The 22,479-nt window shown below is 36.2% G+C and carries 16 protein-coding genes; 8 read left to right on the top strand and 8 right to left on the bottom strand.

Features of this window, described 5'->3' with window-relative positions; all coding sequences use genetic code 11:
• Positions 1 to 24: 24 nt before the first annotated feature.
• From ACFSUL_RS04815 to ACFSUL_RS04830, 4 genes are all read left to right on the top strand, one after another.
• A complete protein-coding gene (locus ACFSUL_RS04815) occupies positions 25 to 1,038 on the top strand; it encodes a methionine ABC transporter ATP-binding protein (protein WP_071413378.1) in 1,014 nt (337 codons plus the stop codon).
• Complete coding sequence (locus ACFSUL_RS04820; RefSeq protein ID WP_071413379.1) at positions 1,028 to 1,696, top strand: methionine ABC transporter permease; 669 nt, start codon at positions 1,028 to 1,030, stop codon at positions 1,694 to 1,696. Before ACFSUL_RS04815 ends, ACFSUL_RS04820 begins: the two co-directional genes overlap by 11 nt.
• An 18-nt stretch (positions 1,697 to 1,714) precedes the next feature.
• Positions 1,715 to 2,539, top strand: coding sequence for a MetQ/NlpA family ABC transporter substrate-binding protein (locus ACFSUL_RS04825; protein WP_377933206.1), 825 nt, complete (start codon positions 1,715 to 1,717; stop codon positions 2,537 to 2,539).
• Positions 2,540 to 2,606: 67 nt separating this feature from the next.
• Positions 2,607 to 3,692 (top strand): iron-containing alcohol dehydrogenase family protein, encoded by a 1,086-nt coding sequence (locus tag ACFSUL_RS04830; RefSeq protein WP_377933208.1) that lies wholly within the window; start codon positions 2,607 to 2,609, stop codon positions 3,690 to 3,692.
• Positions 3,693 to 3,855: 163 nt separating this feature from the next.
• Here the strand turns inward: ACFSUL_RS04830 and ACFSUL_RS04835 are convergent, their stop codons facing one another.
• From ACFSUL_RS04835 to ACFSUL_RS04870, 8 genes are all read right to left on the bottom strand, one after another.
• Positions 3,856 to 4,530, bottom strand: a complete 675-nt coding sequence (locus tag ACFSUL_RS04835; protein ID WP_377933210.1) for an ABC transporter ATP-binding protein — start codon at positions 4,528 to 4,530, stop codon at positions 3,856 to 3,858.
• Positions 4,530 to 5,645: an ABC transporter permease gene (locus ACFSUL_RS04840; RefSeq protein WP_377933212.1), complete on the bottom strand. Its 1,116-nt coding sequence runs from the start codon at positions 5,643 to 5,645 to the stop codon at positions 4,530 to 4,532. The genes ACFSUL_RS04835 and ACFSUL_RS04840 overlap by 1 nt, the downstream gene beginning before the upstream one ends.
• 81 nt (positions 5,646 to 5,726) lie before the next feature.
• The gene (locus ACFSUL_RS04845) at positions 5,727 to 7,106 is read right to left on the bottom strand and encodes a sensor histidine kinase (RefSeq protein WP_377933214.1); all 1,380 of its coding nucleotides are present in this window, start codon (positions 7,104 to 7,106) and stop codon (positions 5,727 to 5,729) included.
• Entirely contained in the window at positions 7,103 to 7,780 is a 678-nt protein-coding gene (locus ACFSUL_RS04850) for a response regulator transcription factor (protein ID WP_377933216.1), read from the bottom strand. Before ACFSUL_RS04850 ends, ACFSUL_RS04845 begins: the two co-directional genes overlap by 4 nt.
• Before the next feature lie 705 nt (positions 7,781 to 8,485).
• Positions 8,486 to 11,110 carry a DUF2309 domain-containing protein gene (locus tag ACFSUL_RS04855; RefSeq protein ID WP_377933218.1) on the bottom strand — a complete coding sequence of 875 codons (2,625 nt, stop codon included), beginning with the start codon at positions 11,108 to 11,110 and terminating at the stop codon, positions 8,486 to 8,488.
• Positions 11,110 to 12,642 (bottom strand): NADH dehydrogenase subunit 5, encoded by a 1,533-nt coding sequence (locus ACFSUL_RS04860; protein ID WP_377933220.1) that lies wholly within the window; start codon positions 12,640 to 12,642, stop codon positions 11,110 to 11,112. The genes ACFSUL_RS04855 and ACFSUL_RS04860 overlap by 1 nt, the downstream gene beginning before the upstream one ends.
• A gap of 695 nt (positions 12,643 to 13,337) precedes the next feature.
• Positions 13,338 to 13,700 (bottom strand): DUF2294 domain-containing protein, encoded by a 363-nt coding sequence (locus ACFSUL_RS04865; RefSeq protein ID WP_377933222.1) that lies wholly within the window; start codon positions 13,698 to 13,700, stop codon positions 13,338 to 13,340.
• Between the two features lie 546 nt (positions 13,701 to 14,246).
• Entirely contained in the window at positions 14,247 to 15,887 is a 1,641-nt protein-coding gene (locus ACFSUL_RS04870; RefSeq protein ID WP_377933224.1) for a M4 family metallopeptidase, read from the bottom strand.
• 639 nt (positions 15,888 to 16,526) lie between these two features.
• Here ACFSUL_RS04870 and queF point away from each other — a divergent pair.
• The 4 genes from queF to ACFSUL_RS04890 all read left to right on the top strand — a co-directional run bounded on the left by queF (position 16,527) and on the right by ACFSUL_RS04890 (position 21,312).
• Positions 16,527 to 17,024: a preQ(1) synthase gene (gene queF / locus ACFSUL_RS04875; protein ID WP_071413390.1), complete on the top strand. Its 498-nt coding sequence runs from the start codon at positions 16,527 to 16,529 to the stop codon at positions 17,022 to 17,024.
• A gap of 152 nt (positions 17,025 to 17,176) precedes the next feature.
• Entirely contained in the window at positions 17,177 to 18,076 is a 900-nt protein-coding gene (locus tag ACFSUL_RS04880) for an EamA family transporter (RefSeq protein WP_377933226.1), read from the top strand.
• A 259-nt stretch (positions 18,077 to 18,335) separates the two neighbouring features.
• Positions 18,336 to 19,184, top strand: a complete 849-nt coding sequence (locus tag ACFSUL_RS04885) for a YitT family protein (protein WP_377933228.1) — start codon at positions 18,336 to 18,338, stop codon at positions 19,182 to 19,184.
• 757 nt (positions 19,185 to 19,941) lie between these two features.
• A complete protein-coding gene (locus ACFSUL_RS04890; protein WP_071413393.1) occupies positions 19,942 to 21,312 on the top strand; it encodes a hypothetical protein in 1,371 nt (456 codons plus the stop codon).
• Positions 21,313 to 22,479: the final 1,167 nt, after the last annotated feature.

Raw genomic sequence — 22,479 nt, forward strand, 5'->3', positions numbered from 1 at the left:
AGCAAGTGAAAGGGAGGCATTCATTTGATTGAAATCCAACATCTAGTAAAAGAGTATCGAGTTAAAAAGACAATGGTTCGAGCAGTCGACGATGTATCTCTATCTATTGAAAAGGGAGAAGTCTTTGGAATAGTTGGCTATAGTGGGGCAGGAAAAAGTTCTTTGCTAAGATGTTTAAACCTATTGGAGAAGCCGACAGAGGGAAAGATTTTTATTGAGGGAGAAGAATTAACTGCATTGAATGCTAAACAGTTAAGAAAAGCAAGACAGAAAATTGGGATGATCTTTCAGCATTTTCATCTAGTATCCTCGAAAACTGTTTTTGACAATATTGCCTTTTCGTTAAAAGCTGCTGGAATCCCTAAAACAAAGACGAAGAAGAGGGTGGAGGAATTGCTTGACCTTGTTGGCTTGGCTGATAAAAAGAACGATTATCCATCGCAGCTTAGTGGTGGACAAAAACAGCGAGTTGGTATTGCGAGGGCGTTAGCAAATAATCCTACAGTTCTTTTATGTGATGAAGCAACGTCGGCATTAGATCCAAGCACAACGCAAAGTATTCTTAAATTGTTAAAAGAGATTAATAAGAAACTTGGTTTAACAATTGTTTTGATTACACATGAAATGGAAGTCGTAAAAGAAATATGTGATCGGATGGCGATTATGCAAGATGGAAAGGTTATTGAAGAAGGTTTAGTCTATGATATCTTTGCCTCTCCAAAACAACCACTGACAAGAAACTTTATTGAGAGCGTTCTTCAATTTGAAATACCAAAAACAGTATTGGAGAAAAGGGTTGGAGAGATTATTAAAATACAATTTAAAGGATCTATTGCGGAAGAAGCAGTTGTTTCGGATGTCTTTCAAAAGTTCAATGTAAAAGGGAATATTTTGCATGGAAAGATTGAATACATACAAGATGTTCCGCTCGGGATTTTCATCATGGAAATTATAGGAGATGCGGCTGAGATAAAGACTGCTATAGAGTATATTAAAGTACGAACACAAAGCTTGGAGGTGCTAAACAGTGCTGCCTGAATCCATTGTAACTATTCTTCCAGAACTAAATAAGGCATTTTTTGAGACAATATATATGGTAGGAATTTCACTATTAATTGCACTTATATTTGGATTGCCTCTAGGAATTTTATTATTTGTAACTGATAAGGGATTGTTTTTGCAAAATAAATTAGTGAAAGCAATAGTAGGTTTTGTAGTGAATATGGTTCGATCTGTTCCATTTATTATCCTTTTAGTTGCACTTTTACCACTGACAAAACTTATAACAGGAACAACGATTGGACCTACTGCAGCTTCCGTTTCACTTTCTGTTGCGGCCATCCCGTTTTTTGCAAGAATGGTAGAAACGTCTTTAAGGGAGATTGACAAGGGAGTAGTGGAAGCTTCGGTTGCTGTTGGAGCTACCCCTTGGATGATTATAAAGGATGTATTGCTTCCTGAAGCGAAACCAGGAATTGTTCAAGGAATTACCATCACAACAATCAGTTTAGTCGCTTACTCTGCAATGGCTGGAATTGTTGGCGGTGGTGGAGTTGGAGACTTAGCAATTCGCTTTGGGTATTACCGCTATGATAATACAGTGATGTTAACAACAGTTATCATTTTAATTTGTCTTGTACAGTTAATCCAGTTAGTTGGTGATCAATTAGCAAGAGTAGTAGATAAAAAGTCATAATTATTGGGGGATAAGGAAATGAAAAAGTGGATTTATTTTTCTTTATTAATTTTTGTTGTAGGTATTTTAGGGGCTTGCAGCAACAGTGAAAATGCAAGTTCGGAAGATAAAAAGAAGTTAGTGATTGGGGCAACGGCGGGTCCATATAGCGATATGGTAACCAAGGCAGTTAAACCATTAATGGAAGAAAAGGGATACACTATCGAGGTAAAAGAATTCAGCGACTATATTCAACCAAATATCTCTCTATCCGAAGGAGATCTAGACGCTAACCTTTTCCAACATAAAATTTATATGGAAACATTTGCGGAAGAACATAATATTGAACTCTCTGAAGTGAAAATTGTACCTACTGCACCAATGGGAATTTACTCAAATAAATTTGAAAGTATAGAAGATATTAAAGAGGGCACTCCAATTGCTATTCCAAATGACCCAACAAATGCTGCCAGAGCATTTCAAATTTTAGAAGATGCTAAACTAATAACGTTAAAGCCTGATACAGACCCTTTAACTGTATCGGAGAAAGATATTCAAGAAAATAAGCTTAACTTAAAATTTGAACCTCTTGAAGCAGCACAATTGCCTAGAGCAGTAGAAAGTGTGGATTTATCGGCAGTTCCTGGTAACTATGCTCTTGCTGCTGAGATGGATTTATTAGATGCATTACAGTTAGAAGATATGCCAGATGACTATCGTAATCGTGTGGTAGTGAACACAGAAGATGTAGATGCTACTTTTGCCAAAGATCTTAAAGAAGTAGTTGAATCGGCAGAATTTGAAAAAACAATTGATGAAGAATTTAAGGGATTTGGAAAACCAAAGTGGATGACAGAAGAATAATAGTATAAAGCAGCGTCTTAGGGCGTTGCTTACTTTTTTAGTAAGTGTGAAAGAGAGGGAGATAACGATGAATGCTTCATTAATAGTAAGGGGCGCTCCTCAATACTACGAATGTCGAGTAAATATATTGAAGGAACTTGAGTCATTATTGTTACAAAGGAAGAAAAGTCGTGTGCTAATTATTCATGGACAGAAGTCGTTGCATGCTGTTCAGTCTTTTCTACCTTCTTTTCAACAAGTTGAATACAAGTATATGGAATACCGCGGGGAATGTTCATTAAAAGAAATAGAAAGAATTTCAAAGTTTTACATACAAGGGGACTTTGATAGCGTGATAGGAATTGGTGGTGGCAAGGTATTAGATCTAGCGAAAGCAGTCAGCAATGAAGTTAGAGGTTCATCTATACTAATTCCCACGCTAGCTTCTACATGTTCAGCTTGGACACCGCTTAGTGTTATTTATGATGACGCAGGAAAGTTTCTTTATTATGAGATTTTTCCACAGAGTGCAGATGTTGTAGTAGTTGAACCCGAAGTAATCTTATCCTCACCATCAAGATATTTAAGAGCTGGGATAGCGGATACTATTGCAAAGTGGTATGAAGCGGATGTTGTGATTCGCAACGTAGCGGAGCCACCTGTTCCAGTCATGGTAGCCCATCATTCCGCCCGTTTATGTAAGGATATTCTGCTTGCAAAAAGTGTAGGGTGTTTGGAAGATATGGAAAAACAGCGATTATCAAAGGATTTTGTAAAAGTAGTAGAAACGAATATTATGCTCGGAGGAATGGTAGGGGGATATGGTGATGATTACGGGAGAATAGCAGGAGCACATGCAATTCACAATGCATTAACGGAATTTCCGTCCACCCACCATTTATTGCATGGGGAAAAAGTTGCCTATGGGATTCTCGTTCAATTGGCAATAGAAGGACAGTGGGAAGAGATTGAAGAATTAGTTCCTTTTTATAAAAAGCTTGACCTTCCTATCACACTAGGAGATGTAGGGGTTTCTGGGCAAAAGGCTATAAACGATTTAGCGAAATATGCTATGGAAAATGCTTCATTGCAACTAGTGGATTCTGCTATAAGTGAGGATGGAGTTAGAAGTGCTATAGAGGAATTAGAAGTGAAAGTGTCTGTGTTAGTATGACTTTCTAACTTGCTATCTAGAAAGAAATGAAAAAAGCCGATGTCTGCTATAAAAATAGTAGACTCGGCTTTTTTAGGTTTTCTGTTCTTGAAATGGGAAAGCTGCTTGGTCAATTTATCGATGAAACGACAAATGTCGACAGGTCTCCAAACTTTGATGCTGTTTACTCTGACAGTTTCCCATCTTCTATATAGACAACCCGGTCACATAGCTCTAACATTCGTTTATCATGTGTGACCATTATGGCTGCTTTTTCTCGTGAGTGTACTTCGTCGGCTAGCATTTGTACAACAGTTTTTCCTCGTTCAGAATCAAGGCTTGCTGTTGGCTCGTCAGCAAGAATTATCTCTGGGTCATTCATCCATGCGCGAGCAATCGCAACACGTTGCCGCTCTCCGCCGGATAAACTTTCTGGGTAATGATTTCGACGATGACTTAGTCCGAGTTGATTTAACAGGTTATTTGCTCTTTGTTTAGCGGTTTTATTGCGCTTACCCGCAAGTTCTGAAATGAGCAGTAACTGATCATAAACAGTTAAATACGGTATCAAATTGGATGATTGAAAAACGAACCCGATTTTTTCTAATCTAATTTGATTCATTTTTTTAGGAGAAAGTGTGTTTATTTCCTGATCTCCTAGGACTACCCGACCACTAGTTGGCGATAGTAGGGCACCTGCGATGGAAAGAAAGGTACTTTTACCGGAGCCAGAGGGACCGACAATCGCAACAAATTCACCGGCTTTCACTTGTAAGGAAACACTATCCAAAACTTTTACTGCTGTATCTCCATCTCCATAAATTTTATTAATATTTTCAAGTAGAAGTTTCGTACTCATTATGCAGCCCTCCCAATTGCTTCCATTGCATCTATTTTTATGACGCGATATAAAGATAATAATGATCCAACAACGGAGACAGCTAAAAATAGCATAGAACAAATTAAAGCTAGTTGTGGATCAAGGTCAAACGGCATACTGGCAGGGAGAATGGCTGATACACTATAAGTTAGTGCAACACTAATAACAAGACTCAAAGTCGAAAGAGCCAATACTTGAAAAATAATATTTCTAGCTAGCTGACTAGACTTAGCTCCGATTGCTTTCAAGACACCAAATTGGTTGATTTTTTGAATCGTCATCACATAAAAGAACACGGCCAATACAACTGCTGCAATAATAAAAAGGAATACAATCATCATTAGTAGTGACCCTTGTTCCTGTTGGTATCCTGGAATCCCTTCTAACGCTTTGTCTTTACTGATTACGCTAATACCGGATACTTCTTTTTCAATTTGCTGTGCTTTATCGTGATTTGCTGTTAAAGCAATTGCGTTAAATGGTTTATTTCTAGAAGATGGACCTTGGGAGGACACCTTCTTGTTAATAGAAGCCCATTCTTTAAAATTAATGTGAACTACTGGTGTGTGACTATAAGATTGTCCTTTGGTAAACCCGACAATTTTAAAATCCTTCCCTGAGGCTTGATCTGTTACATAATCACCAATTTTAACGTCGTTATCTTTAAACGACTGATCTACTACTACTTCATTTGTTGTTGTGTTATTGATCATTTTCCCTTCAACAAGACCGGGAGAGAGCATACTATTCACATCAATAGCAAAAAACGTTGCATCGATTTTTTTAGATGACTCCTTTTTAGTAAGGGTGGCCATTTGCACACCTAATGGAGTTGCCGCTGTTTCGTCGAGATATTGGCGGATATCGTGAAACTTTTCTTCTAATAATAGCGAACGATTTAATCTATTATCTGACTCCTCTTGTACTATTAAATAATCTGTGTTCATTGTTTTTATGGCAGAAGCATTGTCAGAGGCTAGTCCGTTTGCTAAGCCCGATACGAAAAGAACTAACCATCCAATCAAAATCATAATTAATGCTATTAAAAAATAACGTAATTTAGCATATTTCAATTCACGTAATGCAAGAAACATGCAAGTTCATCTCCATTCCTTAAGTTTTTTTCCTTGATTTAAAGTATAGGAAAGAAAAATGAACGGAGTATGAACAGTTCATTACATTAAGGGAAGGTGGACATAAAAGGTAGTACCCTTACCGACTTTGCTTTTCGCATGGATTTGTCCACCATGTAATTCGATGATTTTTTTGGTAATAGCAAGTCCTAAACCACTACTGCCTTCTTTGCGGTTCCTCGCTTTATCAGCTTTGTAAAAACGATTAAAGATAAAGGGGAGGTCACTTTTGGAGATACCTATTCCATTATCCTCAATCTCTATGTGGCATCCATCATCGTTTTTTGAAAGCTTGATGGATATCGTTCCGCCCTGATTGGTAAATTTAATACTGTTTGTAATAAGGTTTGTCCAGACTAAATGAAGTAATTTTTGATCAGCATGGATGACAGTTGAAGGAAGCTCCATGTCAATGGCTATGTCTTTTTGTTGCCAATTCCACTCTGTCATAAATAGCACTTGCTTCATTTGAGCAGCAAGATCAAAGCTATCTTTTTTCATTATTTTGTCTTCTTTATCTAAGGAAGCGAGTGTTAATAATTGTTTGCTTAATAACGACAATCTCCTACTTTCATCTTCAATAATGGAGAGATATCGTTTCCGCTCTTTTTTCGATAATTTTTCTGTTTGTAACGTTTGCGAAAATCCTTGTATCGAAGAAAGCGGAGATTGAATTTCGTGTGAAACGTTTGAGACGAACTCTTGGCGCATTTCTTCTAGTTGTTCTAAGCTTCCTGCCATTTGCGAAAAGTGATTAGCTAAATTGCCTATTTCATCCCGCCGTTTTACGTTTAAATCAATAGTATACTTTCCTTTTTCAATACTTTTTGTTGCTTCTGTCAGTCTTTTTAGCGGTTTTACAATATAACGGGTACTGATCGCAACGAATAGAATACTGATTAAAATTGTTAATACAAGTAGAATAGCAAAAAAGATTCTCAGTTCTCCAAATTGAACTTCAACATCAGGCCTTATGAAAAGGGCATAGGGCTTACTATCGACTGTTACCTTTACACCTATTGTGTTTGTTAGTCCATTTTCAAAAAAACCAGTAGTAAAAAAATTTGTCGGAAAGCGGCTAATACCATGATATACATCGCCATTTAATACACTTTTTATAACCTTTGACTCTATATTCTTATCTTTAAATGCTTCGCCATAAAATGAACCTTTTCCATCTTTATCTACTAAATAAATTTGATAACCGAGACTCCCAACATTGTTTAAGTAGGCGTCAATATTGACATTGGAATTTGATTTATAAAATACTTGAATATCTTTTGCCATACGGGTTACCTTTTTATCGTTGTATGGTTTTAAAAATTGTTGGTAGTAAATATTTGAAAAAATAAAGGCAAGAACACTGCTTATGATCATAACGACAATGGTTGTTAACACAATTCGTGAGTAAAGTGTTTTCATTTTTTTGTAACCTCTAGTTTATAGCCAACTCCTCGAACAGTTTTAATAGAAAAATCATCAGTTCGATTGGAAAAACGTTCTCGTAATCGTTTGATATGTACATCAACTGTACGATCGTCTCCTTCGAAATCTACTCCCCAGACGAGTTGAATTAATTCCTCACGGGAGAATATTCTGCCGGGGAAACTAGCAAGTTGGGTTAATAATTCAAATTCTTTCATCGGAAGCATAAGTAGTTTATTGTTGCATGTAACTTCATAACTTTTTCGATCAATAACAGTTCCATTAAGCTCAATCTTTTCGGCATTTACCATTTGATAACGGCGGAGTAATGCTTTGATTCGAAATAATAACTCTTTTGGCTCAAATGGCTTTGTTAAATAATCATCTGTACCGACAGAGAACCCCTTTTCTTTATCGGAAAGTTGGTCTTTCGCTGTTAGTAAGATAACAGGGAAGTCATAGTATTTTCTTATTTCTTCACATAATTGAAATCCGTCTTTATTGGGCATCATTACATCTACAACAGCTAAATGAATCTGCTCTTTTGTAATCCAAGCGGATGCTTCTTCGCCATCGGCTGCTTCAAAGACGACAAAACCTTCCGCTTGAAGATAGTGTTTTAATAACTCGCGAATGTGTGTGTCGTCGTCTGCGACTAAAATGTGGATCATGTGTTTTCATCTCCATATATGCACTTTTTTACAAGGCTGCTTTTGTAAAAGTTGTTGTTTGTGGGGAAGGGGCCGTTCCTTTCTACTGCAGGCACCCTATGTTTTCAACTGTTGTTAAAAGCAACCATCTTTAGAAATCAACGTTTTATAAAAGTAGTGTTTTAGCAACAAAAAAGGAGCATTTTTTGTTAAGTGTACCTTTTTTCCTCTTCTATTTCTAGGTAAACAAGTTTAATAGGTAGAAGAGATATTTTCCTCTAAAGGATAAAGTAGTGGTAAAAGGTGAATGTAAACCTTATAAAATGAAGAGAAGTATCCCAAAAGGCGTGGTGTGTAGTTATCGAATTGTATAGAGAAGAAGAGGAGCGCGTTATCTTTATTAAAGAGGGAGGGGGGAGACATAGGAACAGCACCTTATGTTATCGAGCGAATAAAAGGTGGAGAAAAGAGCTATGACACTTATTCGAGGCTAAGGATCGGAAAGGAAGTCTATGATTATGTAGCAAATAGTGTTGTTGCTCAACGCCTGTCTTTTGCTGCAGAAAACAATGTCAATTCTCTTTATTATAGTAACAAGAAATATGTAATAGAGGAGAGGCTCTGATGGTAATCAGAACCTCTAACAGCGTAAACCGCATTGAAAGTACAGCGACTTACTAAAGTTAATCCAATGAGGTAATCATTAATACCCCGAATAGATGGCAGTTACCAGTTTTCCCAACGTCCTTCTGAATCAACACTAGCAAGTCGAACCCAGCCATTTTGCACTTTTTCCCGAAATGCGGAATCGTTATTTAATAAACGTTTTATATGCTTCCTAGGTGCTTGGATGACAATCAGCAAACGAAGAGGAGAGTGATAAGCCTCATCATCTGATTTCATAACGGATTGCCAAGGTAGTCCGGATAATAAGTCACTTGCATTCCCCTGCATCACACCGAGACCTGCTGTTACCGTTTGTGTTGCCTTATTTCCACTACCATAATAATGAGGGGCCACCGTTGAAGCATAATATTGTAGATTAATCCATTGGGCCACCGTTCCTGGTCCTGCAATAATGTTAGCTAAGACGTCACCACTTTCATCCTGCTTCCAATTATAATTATGAAGGAATGCTCTACCTTCTAAATCACTGCCTTGAGTTAATTCACGCTGACCGATAATAAAAGATGCATTACGAGCTAATCCCCATTCCGGACGTATCTCACTCCAATCTTCTGCAAATCGGTGTGCTTCCGCTGTCGGATTTTTAAATGTAGATTTGAAATTCGGTAATTGAGCTAGACGTTCTGTATTTGCATTATGACTTACTTTCGGCATAATAGCTTCAATACGATTAAATGCTTCTTGGGCAGGTTCGGAAAGTTCAGGGACATAAATCCATTGTAATTCATCCACTGTTGTTTTATGTTCAGCGGCTGCGAAAACCGTGTCCTTAGGGATTGTAATTCCTTCAGTAGAAAGCACTTCTCTTACTTCTGGAAGGTTGCATAAAGTAGCTAAAACCCTTGCATTGAATCCACCTGCCGCTCCACCACAGGCACCACATTCAAGAGAGGCAGCGTACGGATTGTTGGTACTTTGGCTACCGTGTCCGCATATTACGACTAATGGTGCGAAATTTTCTGTTAGCCCCATCATTTTTAACGTTTGTCGCACATAATTTATTTTTTCTTCTTTAGAAAAACCAACCGGTATTTCCGTATCTGTGTCATAAACATGATTAATGGAGAGTCCTGTATCAGGTTTGCGTAACCAAGTTTTACGAAGGTTACGAATAAAACGACCTGCCTTTGTTGGCACAAAACTTCGTGTTACCATTTGTAGACTAAGCCAAGGTCCACTTAATTCAGGTAAAAGTAAGCTCGACAGTACATTCTGTTTCATTATTTTAAATGTATAGCTTAATGAATTGTCTACCTGCTTGCGTTGTAGGTAAGATTCCAGTTCATTTTCACCTGTCAGTTCCTTTATCTGATGTTGAGGTTTTTGAATAATCGGCAAGGAAGGGTGGCTGTGATTACTACCAAGGTCACTAGTTGCAATCGGCACCCCGAAGAAACCAGCAACTCCAATTGTTTCAAACGGGCCTTCTTTTTCAAGTTGTCGACGAAAAGGCTCTGAACGTACATCAATACAGAATGCTAATTGAGCTAACGCAGCCTTTTTATCGTTAGTTACACCTTGTTTAGAGATTATCTTCTGACTTAATCGCTTTGTGTGTGTTTGTTCCCAAGCTTCCAACCAAAGCTTCCTGCGAAGTCTCTCGTCAAAACGATAGGCAAGTGATAAAAATTCGTTTTGTTCAGAGACGGACATTTGCGACCATTCCTCGATGGAAAGGTCCCCCCAATGGATCCAAGATGCTAAAAGGGGTGCAATCGAAACTTCTTTCTTAGGTCGTTGAATGGACAAAGGTAAATAAGGTTTTAGGAGAACCCATTCCATCGAAATTCGAACGGCTAAATATTCCGTTAAGAGTGCATGTTCGTGGCTCGACTGTTGGGAACGCCAAAGCATCATTCCTGCCCACCCAGGTAAGGAAAGCAAATGGCCTTCCAAATAGTTCTGTACCTTTGACTCAGGGATTTCCAGTGCAGATAATGCTCCTATTAAAGCCGTCTGTGCATCTTGTGGCCAATCTTTTAAACGTTTACGCTGATTTTTACTAAGTGCTGGATCGTATTGAATGAGACGACGCCATGCACGATAGAAACCTTCTTCACGATTTGGCATTGTCCACCCTGCCTCGGAGTCATCAAGATATAATTTACACCACTTGATAACATGATGATCGAGAATATTAACTAAGCTTTCGCCATCTTGATTCCCTATAAGCGCACTTATTGGTTGCATGGAGAAGTTCTCGATACCCTCAGTGTTTAATCCACTTGTTTCCTCTACTAACTTATTTAATTCAGGTGATGCTAAAAGGCTAGAAGGCAATGTATTTAACTTTAAAGCTTCCCGACAAAAATGTTCTGCTGTCTTCCGTGGTATATGAAAAGAATGAGAGTCAAGCCAACGCTGCAACCCCAATTGTAGAAAAGATTCATCAATCTCATCCCGTTCTTTTGCAGAATGAATGATAGAAGCACTAGGGTATATATCTACATCACGAATACTTTTTAGCCAGTCTGCAACTTGTTCAAATGATTGCTTTTCAAGCCCTGCCCAAGGGCTACGCGCTGCAAACATAGAAATGGGAGAAAGTGGTGTGATTACTCGGCTAGCAGCTTCAACTAAATCATTCATATCATTTCCTTGAACATCAGTAGTTGTATTTTTTTTAGTTACATCTTCTTTCGTTAATACGGATGTTGCGCTCATTACCGATTACCTCCTTGAGATGCATATTGTTTAAGGTAGTTTGGATGACGTTCTACTGACTTTTGTTTTGCCTCACCAATCTGAACTAACCAAAGATAAAGTACAGAGAATAAAACAGAGGACCGATTACGAGCAATCAGAGCACCAATAGAGCTACCAAATAGCAAGAGGCATACGGCAAAGATAACGGCCCACATTGGAGGTTGGGCACTTTGATAAATGGTTGTATGCAGCCACTCATAGAAGAGGTGATGAATGATAAAGTAAAGGATGGCAGAGCCAACTAAAAATGATAAGCCAGCAATTCGACCGATTGTTCCTTTTCCAAAGGCAACAAGCTGTTTCCAAGACAAGGATAATGACCACCCTAGGATTAGTGCACTAATTAATTGATAACCTTCTCCAGGGGCCGACACCCAAAAAGCAATCCCTATAAGTAAGCCTAAGCCACGTCCAGCCATGATCCATAAATAGGATGACTTGTCATTAACATGAGTCGAAACTTCAAAACGACGTACTGCTGAACCAGCCTGTAAAAACAATGTAGCTTTGAATAAACCATGTAAAACAAGATGAATAATAGCGGCTAAATAAGCACCTAATGCACACTGAATGAGCATGAACCCCATTTGTGACATCGTTGAGCCAATTAGCTGACGTTTATAGTCAACTTGGACTAAACTAACGCCAGATCCGATTAATACGGAAATACTAGCGAGAATAAGTAAAACAATTTGCGCTATATCACCATTAAAAAGAGGTGAAAATCTAGTTAACATTATCCCACCTGCATTTACTAAACCAGCGTGCATAATTGCAGAAACAGGAGTCGGAGTTACAACAGACTCTATTAGCCAGCGTTGGAAAGGCCATTGTGCTGCTGGAATTATTACGGTTAACACAATTAATAGACTAATACATGTTTTCTCCAATGTTCCAAGTTGAGCTAAGCTTTCATTCGTTAACACTAATGATAACTGCCATTGACCCGTAACTTGAGAAAGCCAGATGACCGCGGATAACAGAGCAAACCAACTTATTGTAAATAAACGACTGGAAACCTTTGCTGCTTCATTAGCTACTTTCCAGGTACTGTTTAACCTTATGAGTAGAGTCAACCCGACAAGAGTTGCTCCCCAACAAATGACCATCAAGCGAAGATCATTACTTAACCATGCAACGGAAGCGGCACTTGTAGTAAATGTGAAAAGCGTAAAATATTTTCGATACGAGCGATCTCCCATTAAGTAACGTACGGAAAAACGCTGAATGATTAAGCCGATGGAAAGAACAAAGAAGGCCATTAGCCAAGCTAAGGAATCTAGATGCCAAGGACCGACCACTTTATTAACGTTAGTATTAACAAGTGCAAGTAAGGAAACCAATGGTGGTAAAGCAACGATACCAATATGAATACGAATAAAACTTAAGGGGATCCGTGGATGTAAAAACAATAGTCCACTTAGCCAAGAAACAATAAGCATAATAAAAAATAATGTTATAAGTGTTGACGAACTCAGTGAAACGAACATTTAAAATTCTCCCTTTTACTGGCATTAACGTATAAAAAAATCCTTTTCATTAAGGTGATGTTTTTTCTCGAATTTCATGTATTTTTATTTACTCTTTGTATTATTGGTTAGATGTTTTTACTCAATAAAAAAACCGACAACTTTCACAATTCCATGATGTTATAACATCACGGAATTATGAAAAATTGTCGGTTTCACTTCAACTAGCTTCAGCAAAGCTTTTTGAAGAGCTCCCTTTTTATAGGATATAATAATTTATGTTTTCCTTTTTATTCAAAGACAAAGTCGGTGCATCACTAATCCGATACTCTAGATTATGAAATATATCGATTTATGTTACTTTCCCGTTCTTATATTAGGAAACTTTTTCATTCAGTCAATAGTAACTATTAAAAAAATGCTAAAGCCCTAATTTTTATAAAAAGGTTAAAATAAACATCTACCGATTTTTTAAGTTAACTATAAATTATACCATATTATAGAATTTGTCAACTTCTTCATGAGCCGTTTTTATAAGCTTTTTTAAATTATAGTTTAAAAAAATAAAAAATTCGCTAAATTGTCTGTTATCTCCAACTCGCCTTAATCCTTTTACAGAAAGCCCTTTATTGTTGTTTTCCCTTATAAATTCTGCCTGTTGATTACACTTAATTTGTAGTTAAAAAGCAACAAATTTTATGAAGATAACCTTAAGATTAAAGTTTTTTCTCAAGATCATTAAATAACTTAAAAACCATTAGTCGTTCTCCTGTACGAGAGCTTATATCAGTATGAAAACTTTTCACTTTTTCTCCAGTTACAGTTAGTACAATATCTTTAAGATTTTCTACTCCTGATTCAACTAACTCCGAACGTGTTTTCTTTATAGTTAACATGCCATCCTTTGTTTCACAAACGGTATATTCTGCCGGTGTTAAAATACCTTGTAAATTCACAATTACCATATCCCGTAATATATCTGTCTTGCATGAAATAGATCCACGCCCAAGATAGTCCTTTTCCCATTGAGTAATTGCCTTACTTATCTCTGATTCAATAGAACCTTTGGATTTTTTCATATAGTATATATCCTCCTCGAACAAAATATGTTAATACTACTAACCTATCAATCTAGATTATTCTATTTTCATTCACTGTGGGGAAGGTTAACAGATAGGATAGTATAGAGTTTTTAATTAAAAACTAACAAGCCTTTATCATAGTAATCAAACAACTATACCTAAGTATAACATTTTTGTACAACTCTCCTGCATACGAGTTAAAACGGCCAATCGCTTATCCGGAAATTTTGTTGCTCTGAAAGACTCGTACTGCTTTTCCTCAATAAAGTTGTTGGTGAAATCTAGAATATTATCCGATGGTGAGCCTTTTTATCCCTTAATAAGCTTTCTCTTTTATTTTAAACTTTCCGTGAGATCTAATTAGTGGAAACTAAAGATAAGATAAACTTTCTTATGTAGTTTTAGTATGGTTGCGAGTAGATTGTATAAGACGTAGAAAATGAAGGGGAAAAAGCTAACCTCCATACCACCCGTTTTTGTCGGGTGACAATGGAGGTTAGTGTTCTTTATACTGTTTCTATATTAAAAATTACTTCCGTTTTTTTAGTATACTCCTACAGCATCCCATGCAGATTTAACAGCATTATATGTGGAGCTTCCGTTGCCATAAAGATCAGCAGCAGACTGAAGAAGTGCCGCACGAGCATAGCTGAAGTTACTTGTTGGTGTTAAGTAAACAGTTAAAGCTCGGTAGTAGATTTTCTCTGCTTTTGTTTTTCCGATACTAGAGATTGTATGGTAGGCAGCCTTATTTGGAATACCTGAGTTAATGTGAACCCCTCCGTTATCTGCCGATGTGTTTACATAGTCATTCATATGTTCTGGTTGCCCGTAACGTGATGGGTTGGAAAGACTGCGAAGTGCGTCACCTGATACACCTGGAGTATAGACGTCTTCCCCCATTAAATAATCCTCTGAATCTAGGAAATAACCAAATACGTCAGAAAAGGATTCATTTAGAGCACCAGATTGATATTGGTACTGTAACCCAGCAGTACGTTCTGTTACAGCATGTGTTAGTTCATGAGCGACTACATCCAATGCACCTGAGAGAGAGGTAAAGGTAGAACCATCACCATCGCCGTACACCATTTGTGATCCATTCCAGAAAGCATTATTGTAGTTATAACCGTAATGAACAGTTGATACGAGGGACGCTCCATTGTTGTCAAAACTATTTCGATTATGTGTATTCAAGTAATAATCGTATACCTTCTCCGCGTTTGCGTGGGCATCTACTTCCGCACCCTGAGAGCTAGATGTCCATGCATTGTTGCTATCTACGGAGTAAGATCCTGGTAAACTTGAACGGTTATTTGCAGTTCTTGTTTCAATAACTCCATTCATTGGCTTAGTAGTATCAAATAAATAGTAGGTTCCGTTTGAAGAATACGTATTTAACTGTTTGTAGTCACCTAGAACGCCATAACCATAACCGGATGTTGCGGCATCAGCTACAGCATTATAAGATTCTAAAACTTTTCCACTCTCGGCATCCACAAAGATTTGCCAGTTAGCACCATATGGTTGAATGAATTGTAGTTGCACTTTATAGGCAAGGTTAAATTCTCCATCCATTTCATGGACAACCAGCTCTTTCTTTACATTTGTATTTTTAACAGAATCTTTTGCCGCTCCTAAAGATGGTTCATCAGAAGAACTTACAGCTGTATCTTTTTCTGATAAATCAATATGTTCCCAGGCAAGGTCAATGGCTTTTTGTTGGTTGACCTTAGCTTTTGTATTCTTCACTTGTTTCGATGCTTCTTTATATAGTTGTCCTGTCGCAGCAATTACTTCGTTGTCTTTATTGGCATGGACAACAAAGATTGCTCCATCTACAGGCACACCTTTTACTGATTGAGAGAATTTATAATGAGTAATTCCAAGTTCGTCTGTAGTCTTTTCTAGGAGAGTTAACTCAGTATGTGGATTAACCTCAAATAAGTCCTTATTTGCTTTGAGAAACTCTTTAACAGATTTTTCGTTTTTAACCTTGTCTTTTGATAATTTACCAGATAAAAACATGGGAGAGTTTTTCTCTTTTTTCATTACCTTTTGTTGCAATTCCATTTTTGATAGAAGAGAATCTGAAGGTTGTGAAGCAAATGCGGATGTGCCTGATAAAGTTGAGCCGAATACTAGAGAAGTTCCTAAAACAATACCTGCTAGTTTTTTTGACATATATAATATACCCCTTTGATTAGATTCATAGAGAAATAGCTACTTCTTATTACCATCGATGGTAATGTGAGTATAGTAGAAACAACTAGTCATAGGCAATCCTTATATCTAACTATTTAGACTATTCAGAACTCATCTCACCTTATTACATAACTAATAGACCAGTCAGTCTTTAAATAGCTAATAAATTTAAAAATCAATATTCTTTTAGGAATAACAATATAGGTGTAATAGAAAATAATACTTTTTTGAAGAGTAATGAAGAAAAGTTTGGATAAATAATAGTAAAATGAGTAGAGTAGAAGGTATTTTAAAGAGTATACAGAAGGTAACATTGACTTAATGATTAGGGATGCTTCTCCTTTATGAAAAAAGGCTAAAGAATTAGTGTTTTCTAGATATTACTTATTGACATTACCGATTAAATTACTTACGATAACGTTGTTAACAATCAAAATGAATGTCGGCTTTCGAAGAGGTTCATAGCATTTACCCTCTATAAAAAACTATGGTTCTAGGGATACAGTACAAAGGTGTCTTTGTATCATTCTATTAGAGTAAAGTAGTTTGGAGTTGCTGGTTTTTTAGGCAATGCTATGTCTTCCTTTTCGCAAAGAGCGGAAATAGGAGGATTTTTTTATGTCCGGAAGAAAAGATGAAGAACTACAAGATGTAACATTACTAGGAAATCAAGGTACTGATTATTTATTTGAATACGCTCCACAAGTACTCGAAACTTTCGATAATCAACATCCAAATCGTGATTATTTTGTGAAATTCAATTGCCCGGAGTTTACAAGCTTATGTCCAAAAACACGTCAACCGGATTTTGCGACCATTTATATTAGTTATATACCAGATATTAAAATGGTTGAAAGTAAGTCGCTTAAATTGTATCTATTTAGCTTTAGAAATCATGGTGATTTCCATGAGGACTGTATGAATATTATTATGAATGATCTAATTGAACTGATGGATCCAAGGTATATTGAAGTATGGGGGAAATTTACTCCTCGTGGCGGCATTTCCATTGATCCGTATTGTAACTATGGTAAGCCTGGAACGAAATATGAAAAAATGGCTGATCACCGTCTTATGAATCACGACTTATACCCGGAAAAAATTGATAATCGCTAAGAAAATAAAAATTGGGACTGCTTTTAAACTATTGAAGCAGTTCTTTTTTTATGTATTATTAAAATCGGTAACTAGTATGATATTTCTATTGCCGAAACAATTGGGGAAGTATTATACTAGCTTGAGATTATTTAAAAGGAAGGGGGAGCGAAATGAAGCAGCTTCATTATTCGTTATTTGTTTTATTAGGTGCATGTAGTTACGGAATTCATGCTTCTATTGTGAAAATTGGTTTTGCTCAAGGTTTTACCGTCACGGAAGTAACCGGTATACAATATTTATATGGAGTTCTTATTCTCTTCTTGGCCTTTTTGTTTGGTAAAAAGGTTAAATTTGATGTAAAACAGCTTGCATCCCTCTTTGGCGTCGGAATCTTTTTAAGTTTAACCGGAATTTTTTATGGTATGAGTTTGGCAAGAGTACCAGCATCAATTGCGGTTGTTATGCTTTTTCAGTTTACTTGGATCGGACTGTTAATCGAGGCTGTTTATCTAAAAAAAATTCCTTCTAATAAAAAACTGTTATCGGTTGTATTTCTATGGGCGGGGACATTGTTAGCAGGTGGTATAGGTTCCGCGTCCGGTTTCCGCTGGTCAGAAAACATCGAGGGTATCCTCTTCGGTTTTCTTGGAAGTATTACCTTTGCTTTATTTATTTTCTTTAGCGGAAAAGTTGCTCAGGGTGTTCCTACATTACAACGTAGCTTATTTATTGGCATAGGTGGCTTACTGACGGTGTTTATATGCTTCCAACCATCATTTTTGAAAGAGCCTGTAGAAATAGTAAACATGGCAGGGTTTGGTTTAGTAGTAGCCTTATTTGGAATGATATTACCAATAGTCCTTTTTGCGATTGGAACACCACATTTAGACTCAAGTATTTCAACGATTGTTGGTGCTGCTGAACTACCGGCAGCAATTATTGCGGCAGTGATCATTCTTAACGAGAGCGTTAGTGAATTACAGCTGGTCGGAATTTTACTCATATTAATTGGTATTATTATTCCACAAATACATTTTAGAGCTCATCGTCCAAAAAAACAGTATGGATGATAATAAGGGACTAATCTAAAGGCATCATGTTAGGTGCTTTTGGGTTAGCCTTTTTAGTTTTATTCAAAAAAAGGCTGTAAACGCGAGCAAACGAATGGATAGTTAAATAACGTAATTTCGAAATGGAACCCTTTCCAATTTTCACAATAGTTAAACCTTCCCATATTCCCTTTACAAAGGTAATGAAGGCTTATATAATCCCGTTATTCAAGCATTTAAATAATACGTAAAAATCATATAGAAAAAGGAGGTTGCGGCGATGCGGCAAAAAGTAATTACTTTCTTGTTGATGAATTTCGGTGCGTTTCTTGCTTCGGTGAATGTTCATTTTTTCTTATCCCCTAATAGCTTAGCGACGGGGGGAGTAGGTGGAATGTCCATTTTAATGAATGACATCTTCCCTAATGTTTCAATTGGACTGTTTATGATTCTTTTAAATATTGTCCTGTTTATTATTGGTATTATCTTTCTTGGTTTTAATTTTGGTGCCAAAACAATTTATACGAGTTTTGCCCTTTCTTTCTTTGTTTGGTTACTTGAAATTATTGCACCGATGAGCGAACCACTTAGTAAGGATCTCTTGATTCAGTTAATTATTGGTCAATGTATTGCTGCAATCGGTATGGCAATTGTATTTAATCAGAAGGCATCTACTGGTGGAACAGATATTATTGCGATGATTTTAAATAAATATTTTAATATAGAAGTAGGAAGAGGCGTTTTGCTTGCCGACCTTTCCATCGCGTTGTTTTCTGCTGTGCTATTTGGACCACAAGTCGGAATGTACGCTTTCTTTGGAGTTATCCTAAATGGACTTGTGATTGACTATGTGTTGCAGCAATTTAATACAAATAAAGAAGTTGTGATTATTAGTCAGCATAGTGAGGAAATCAAAGCATATATCGTACATGAGTTAGGAAAAGGTGCGACAATTCATACAGCTAAAGGTGCTTTTACCTCAGACCAAAAAGAAGTTATTACAACGATTTTAGGAAGAAAAGATTTTTCTAGATTAAAAGGTTACATTACACAAATAGATAATAGAGCGTTTATTACTGTTCATAATATGCAGGAGATATTGGGGCAGAATTTTAAACGTTTAGCTTAAATACAACGTTGAAAAGTACCGAATACTTGTTGAGGAACAATAGAAATAGCAGAGTAAAAGGTTTGGCAAGTAGCTGAAATTACAATTATTCTGTTGCTTGATTGTTGTTATACTAATTTAACATTACAAAAAGGCTGTTTTTGAAAAGTTTGTTGTTTTTGGGAATTGTATCTTTTTCATAGCGAACTAGCCGCTAAGCTAGACATTCGTTTCGTCTGTTGTGGGGTCTAGACTTTTCCCCTAGATCCTGCAAGAATCAAGTGCCTTCCGCTCCCACTCACTCTACGTTTTCCATGTTGTTAAAAGCAACAATCTTTTAGAAAACAGCCTATAAAAAACTTTTAAAGTAAGAGAACTCTACTGAAGTAAATCTAATATAAAAAATGAAGCTTAGAGCTAATACTCTGAGCTTTTTTCGTGTTCTATCTATGTTGGTATTTTCGTTTTGATTTAATTTTTAGTTATAACCATTTACTTGTCGTGTTTTAATATTTCTCTTTTAAAACTGAACTCGCTATTCAACATGAAGTTTCCCTTTTATAAAACATAAAGCTTTTTCTTTTGAAAATTTGATTGATTAGTAGTAAGTGAATATATATTCACTAATTCATATCAGTAATCGGTAGTTATTTACTAATGTTGTCTAGTTATAAATAGTATTAATGAATTATTTTGTCGAAATTATATAGAAATATATTTTTTGATGTTTATAATGACTAGTTGTAAGAATATTACCATATGAGGAGGGAAATACCAAATGAGGAAATTTGCAATTGGTAGCGTTATTTTAGGTGGTTTATTAATGGTTTCAAACAGTGCTTCGGCAGAACAGAATGTTGTTGATGTTGAGCAAAATAAATCAGTAGTAAACTTCCACATTAATGAGCAAGCAGACTATTATAAAGTATTTCAAAATGGAGAAATCCTTTATCAAGGGGTGTCACCAAACTTTAGTGACTCTTTAGAGAATGAATTTGAAAAATATAAGGTCGGGATCTACAAAGATAATAAGTTAGAAGAAGTAGTTAACCTAAAAGTAGATAACGAGGAGGGATCTCAGGATAAAGTTAATAAATCCCTCATGATTAAGGAAAAGGATAATTTAAAGGAAGATATTATGTCGAAGAAAGTTGACGGTAATACGCTTGAAGCTATTATTACAGATGAAGAAGTTCTGCTAACTTGGGATGCCTTACCAGATAATGATGGTAAGTATGAAATTTTCAGAGATGGAGAGAAAATAGGGCAAACTAAAAAACTGACGTTTACAGATAAAAAAGTAAAATCTGGAGAAAGATATGTATATAGTGTTGTCGGAGAGACAGAAGTCAATGCTAAACAAAAAGCAGCTATTAACAAACAATTAGGGGATGAAAGGTTAAAAAAGGCTTCTAAGAAGGAATTGCAAGAAATGTATACTGTGAGGGGAACATTAACTAGTATTGTAAATACACCAAGTAATACAGAAGAATACTTAACTAAGAAGGAAACTTTACTTAAAGGTAAGAAAACAGAAGATAAAGGAAATGAATTTGGTATAGCATCGTTTCCAGGTACTTCTGAATGGAGAAATTACATATTCAGATATACTACGTTTATTCCCCAAGAATCAGTAGAAGATCCAATGCCTTTTAACGGAACATACCTTCACGGTGATGATAGAAGTTTCGATTACTTTTCTAACGATTATAGGACTAGAGTAGATGTTAATGCTTTTCTTACTTGGAATGACTTTACTTATGATAGATATGTAGGGGAATCATTAAGATGTGAGGATCGTGCTTGTACTGATATTATTGAGAGGGACACAGCACCAAAGTCAGGAATTGAAGTAATTGAAGATTACTCATCAAGCAGTAAAATGCAGTGGAGAGTTAAGCATGATGTGGGTATTCCATTTGGTAGTATATATCCAAATATTAACTATTACTATGAAGCTACCTTAACCTCTTCTCCTTCTTTAAGTATTAGTGGAGCCCATGATAAAGCGCCAAGTCACGAATTTTATATGGCTACTTATGCCAGTGATGATATGGTACCATTACATTTGTTTTCAGTAGATAGCGAGTGGGATTTCGCATATCTTACGCCAGGAACTCCACAAGAATATTTTAGTGTTTCTATGTAAAAGCTTAAGTAAGTCAAAGAGGCTAGGACAAATGTGTTCTAGGTGAATAAAAATCCGAACTAATTCTTTCATTTGAAGGCAAATTAGTTCGGATTTTTTTATAAGTCTTAATAAAACTTGTTGTTCTTTTTAACTTGTTCTAGCTGTTGATTAGAGTGCAAGACGAAGACTCCTGTGGGAGAAGCGGAGCAGGTGAGACTCCGCAAGAGCGAAGCGATGAGGACGCTCACCGACCGCCCGCGGAAAGCGAAGTCTTGACACGGAAATCAACAGCAGTGTTTAACAGCGATTACTAAATGATTTAACCTGACATTGTTCGTCTTTAGGGTATAGTATTTTAGTTATGTTCCAGCCTCTTGTCTGTGCTTCTATGTTTTTTCTAAAATAGTACTATATAAAATTAATAGGGTAGTTCTTTTCTTAAAAGTGAATGAACGAACCAATATACAATGGAGGTTAGGAATATAGAAACTATTACTTCTAGATTTTTATAAAAGGGAGTATGACTATTAAATACATTATATAATGCAAAATGAACAATAAAAGAAAAAAGCAAAAGTAAAGCTAAAGAACTCAGACTATACCTCTTTTTAAAATATTTTTCTATTAGGACTTGAAGAGGTGAAACAATAACAAAGTAGATAATAAAAAACAACAGTGTATACCCTGCTAATATGAGTAGAGACGAGAAAGAGAATTCTTTTACCATTTCATTCAAACTATACTCTGATATTAGATAGATTATGCTTATTATCAAGGCTGAGATAAAGGCTACAGTTATCCTGTTTTTCAAGTTGATTACCTTCCTTTATTTAGTATTAATGTATGGGAATTCTAACTTAATTAGAAAATATGGTCAACATTCTTTATTCCTAGTTAGAAGAATAACTTTAAAGAAAGAGCGTAACTTGTTCAAATAGGAAAACAGGATAAAATGACTAGTGAAGCAGTAGAAGCAACATAGTAAATGGAGTATGAAATCGAAAGGTTTGTGCAGTTGATTCCTATTATAATATAAGGGGTAAGTGCATTTTGAGAGTCAGTTGGCATAGTGATTAGCAAAGGAAGCGATTGGTACTGAAGGTAATCGACTTTCACATTTTCGAATACTAGGTAGCATTAAAGAAGGATATTTTTAAAATAGAGGAATTTATTACCTACATCATG

This window comes from Bacillus seohaeanensis, assembly GCF_042684945.1.
Lineage (GTDB): Bacteria > Bacillota > Bacilli > Bacillales > Bacillaceae_B > Rossellomorea > Rossellomorea seohaeanensis.

Bases quoted from the DNA above. Each gene is read 5' to 3' on its own strand.
- ACFSUL_RS04825 (WP_377933206.1), top strand. From the start codon at position 1,715: ATGAAAAAGTGGATTTATTTTTCTTTATTAATTTTTGTTGTAGGTATT.
- ACFSUL_RS04855 (WP_377933218.1), bottom strand. From the start codon at position 11,110: ATGAGCGCAACATCCGTATTAACGAAAGAAGATGTAACTAAAAAAAAT.
- ACFSUL_RS04865 (WP_377933222.1), bottom strand. From the start codon at position 13,700: ATGAAAAAATCCAAAGGTTCTATTGAATCAGAGATAAGTAAGGCAATT.
- ACFSUL_RS04870 (WP_377933224.1), bottom strand. From the start codon at position 15,887: ATGTCAAAAAAACTAGCAGGTATTGTTTTAGGAACTTCTCTAGTATTC.
- ACFSUL_RS04840 (WP_377933212.1), bottom strand. From the start codon at position 5,645: ATGTTTCTTGCATTACGTGAATTGAAATATGCTAAATTACGTTATTTT.
- ACFSUL_RS04850 (WP_377933216.1), bottom strand. From the start codon at position 7,780: ATGATCCACATTTTAGTCGCAGACGACGACACACACATTCGCGAGTTA.
- queF (WP_071413390.1), top strand. From the start codon at position 16,527: ATGTCCGGAAGAAAAGATGAAGAACTACAAGATGTAACATTACTAGGA.
- ACFSUL_RS04835 (WP_377933210.1), bottom strand. From the start codon at position 4,530: ATGAGTACGAAACTTCTACTTGAAAATATTAATAAAATTTATGGAGAT.
- ACFSUL_RS04845 (WP_377933214.1), bottom strand. From the start codon at position 7,106: ATGAAAACACTTTACTCACGAATTGTGTTAACAACCATTGTCGTTATG.
- ACFSUL_RS04830 (WP_377933208.1), top strand. From the start codon at position 2,607: ATGAATGCTTCATTAATAGTAAGGGGCGCTCCTCAATACTACGAATGT.
- ACFSUL_RS04880 (WP_377933226.1), top strand. From the start codon at position 17,177: ATGAAGCAGCTTCATTATTCGTTATTTGTTTTATTAGGTGCATGTAGT.
- ACFSUL_RS04860 (WP_377933220.1), bottom strand. From the start codon at position 12,642: ATGTTCGTTTCACTGAGTTCGTCAACACTTATAACATTATTTTTTATT.
- ACFSUL_RS04885 (WP_377933228.1), top strand. From the start codon at position 18,336: ATGCGGCAAAAAGTAATTACTTTCTTGTTGATGAATTTCGGTGCGTTT.
- ACFSUL_RS04890 (WP_071413393.1), top strand. From the start codon at position 19,942: ATGAGGAAATTTGCAATTGGTAGCGTTATTTTAGGTGGTTTATTAATG.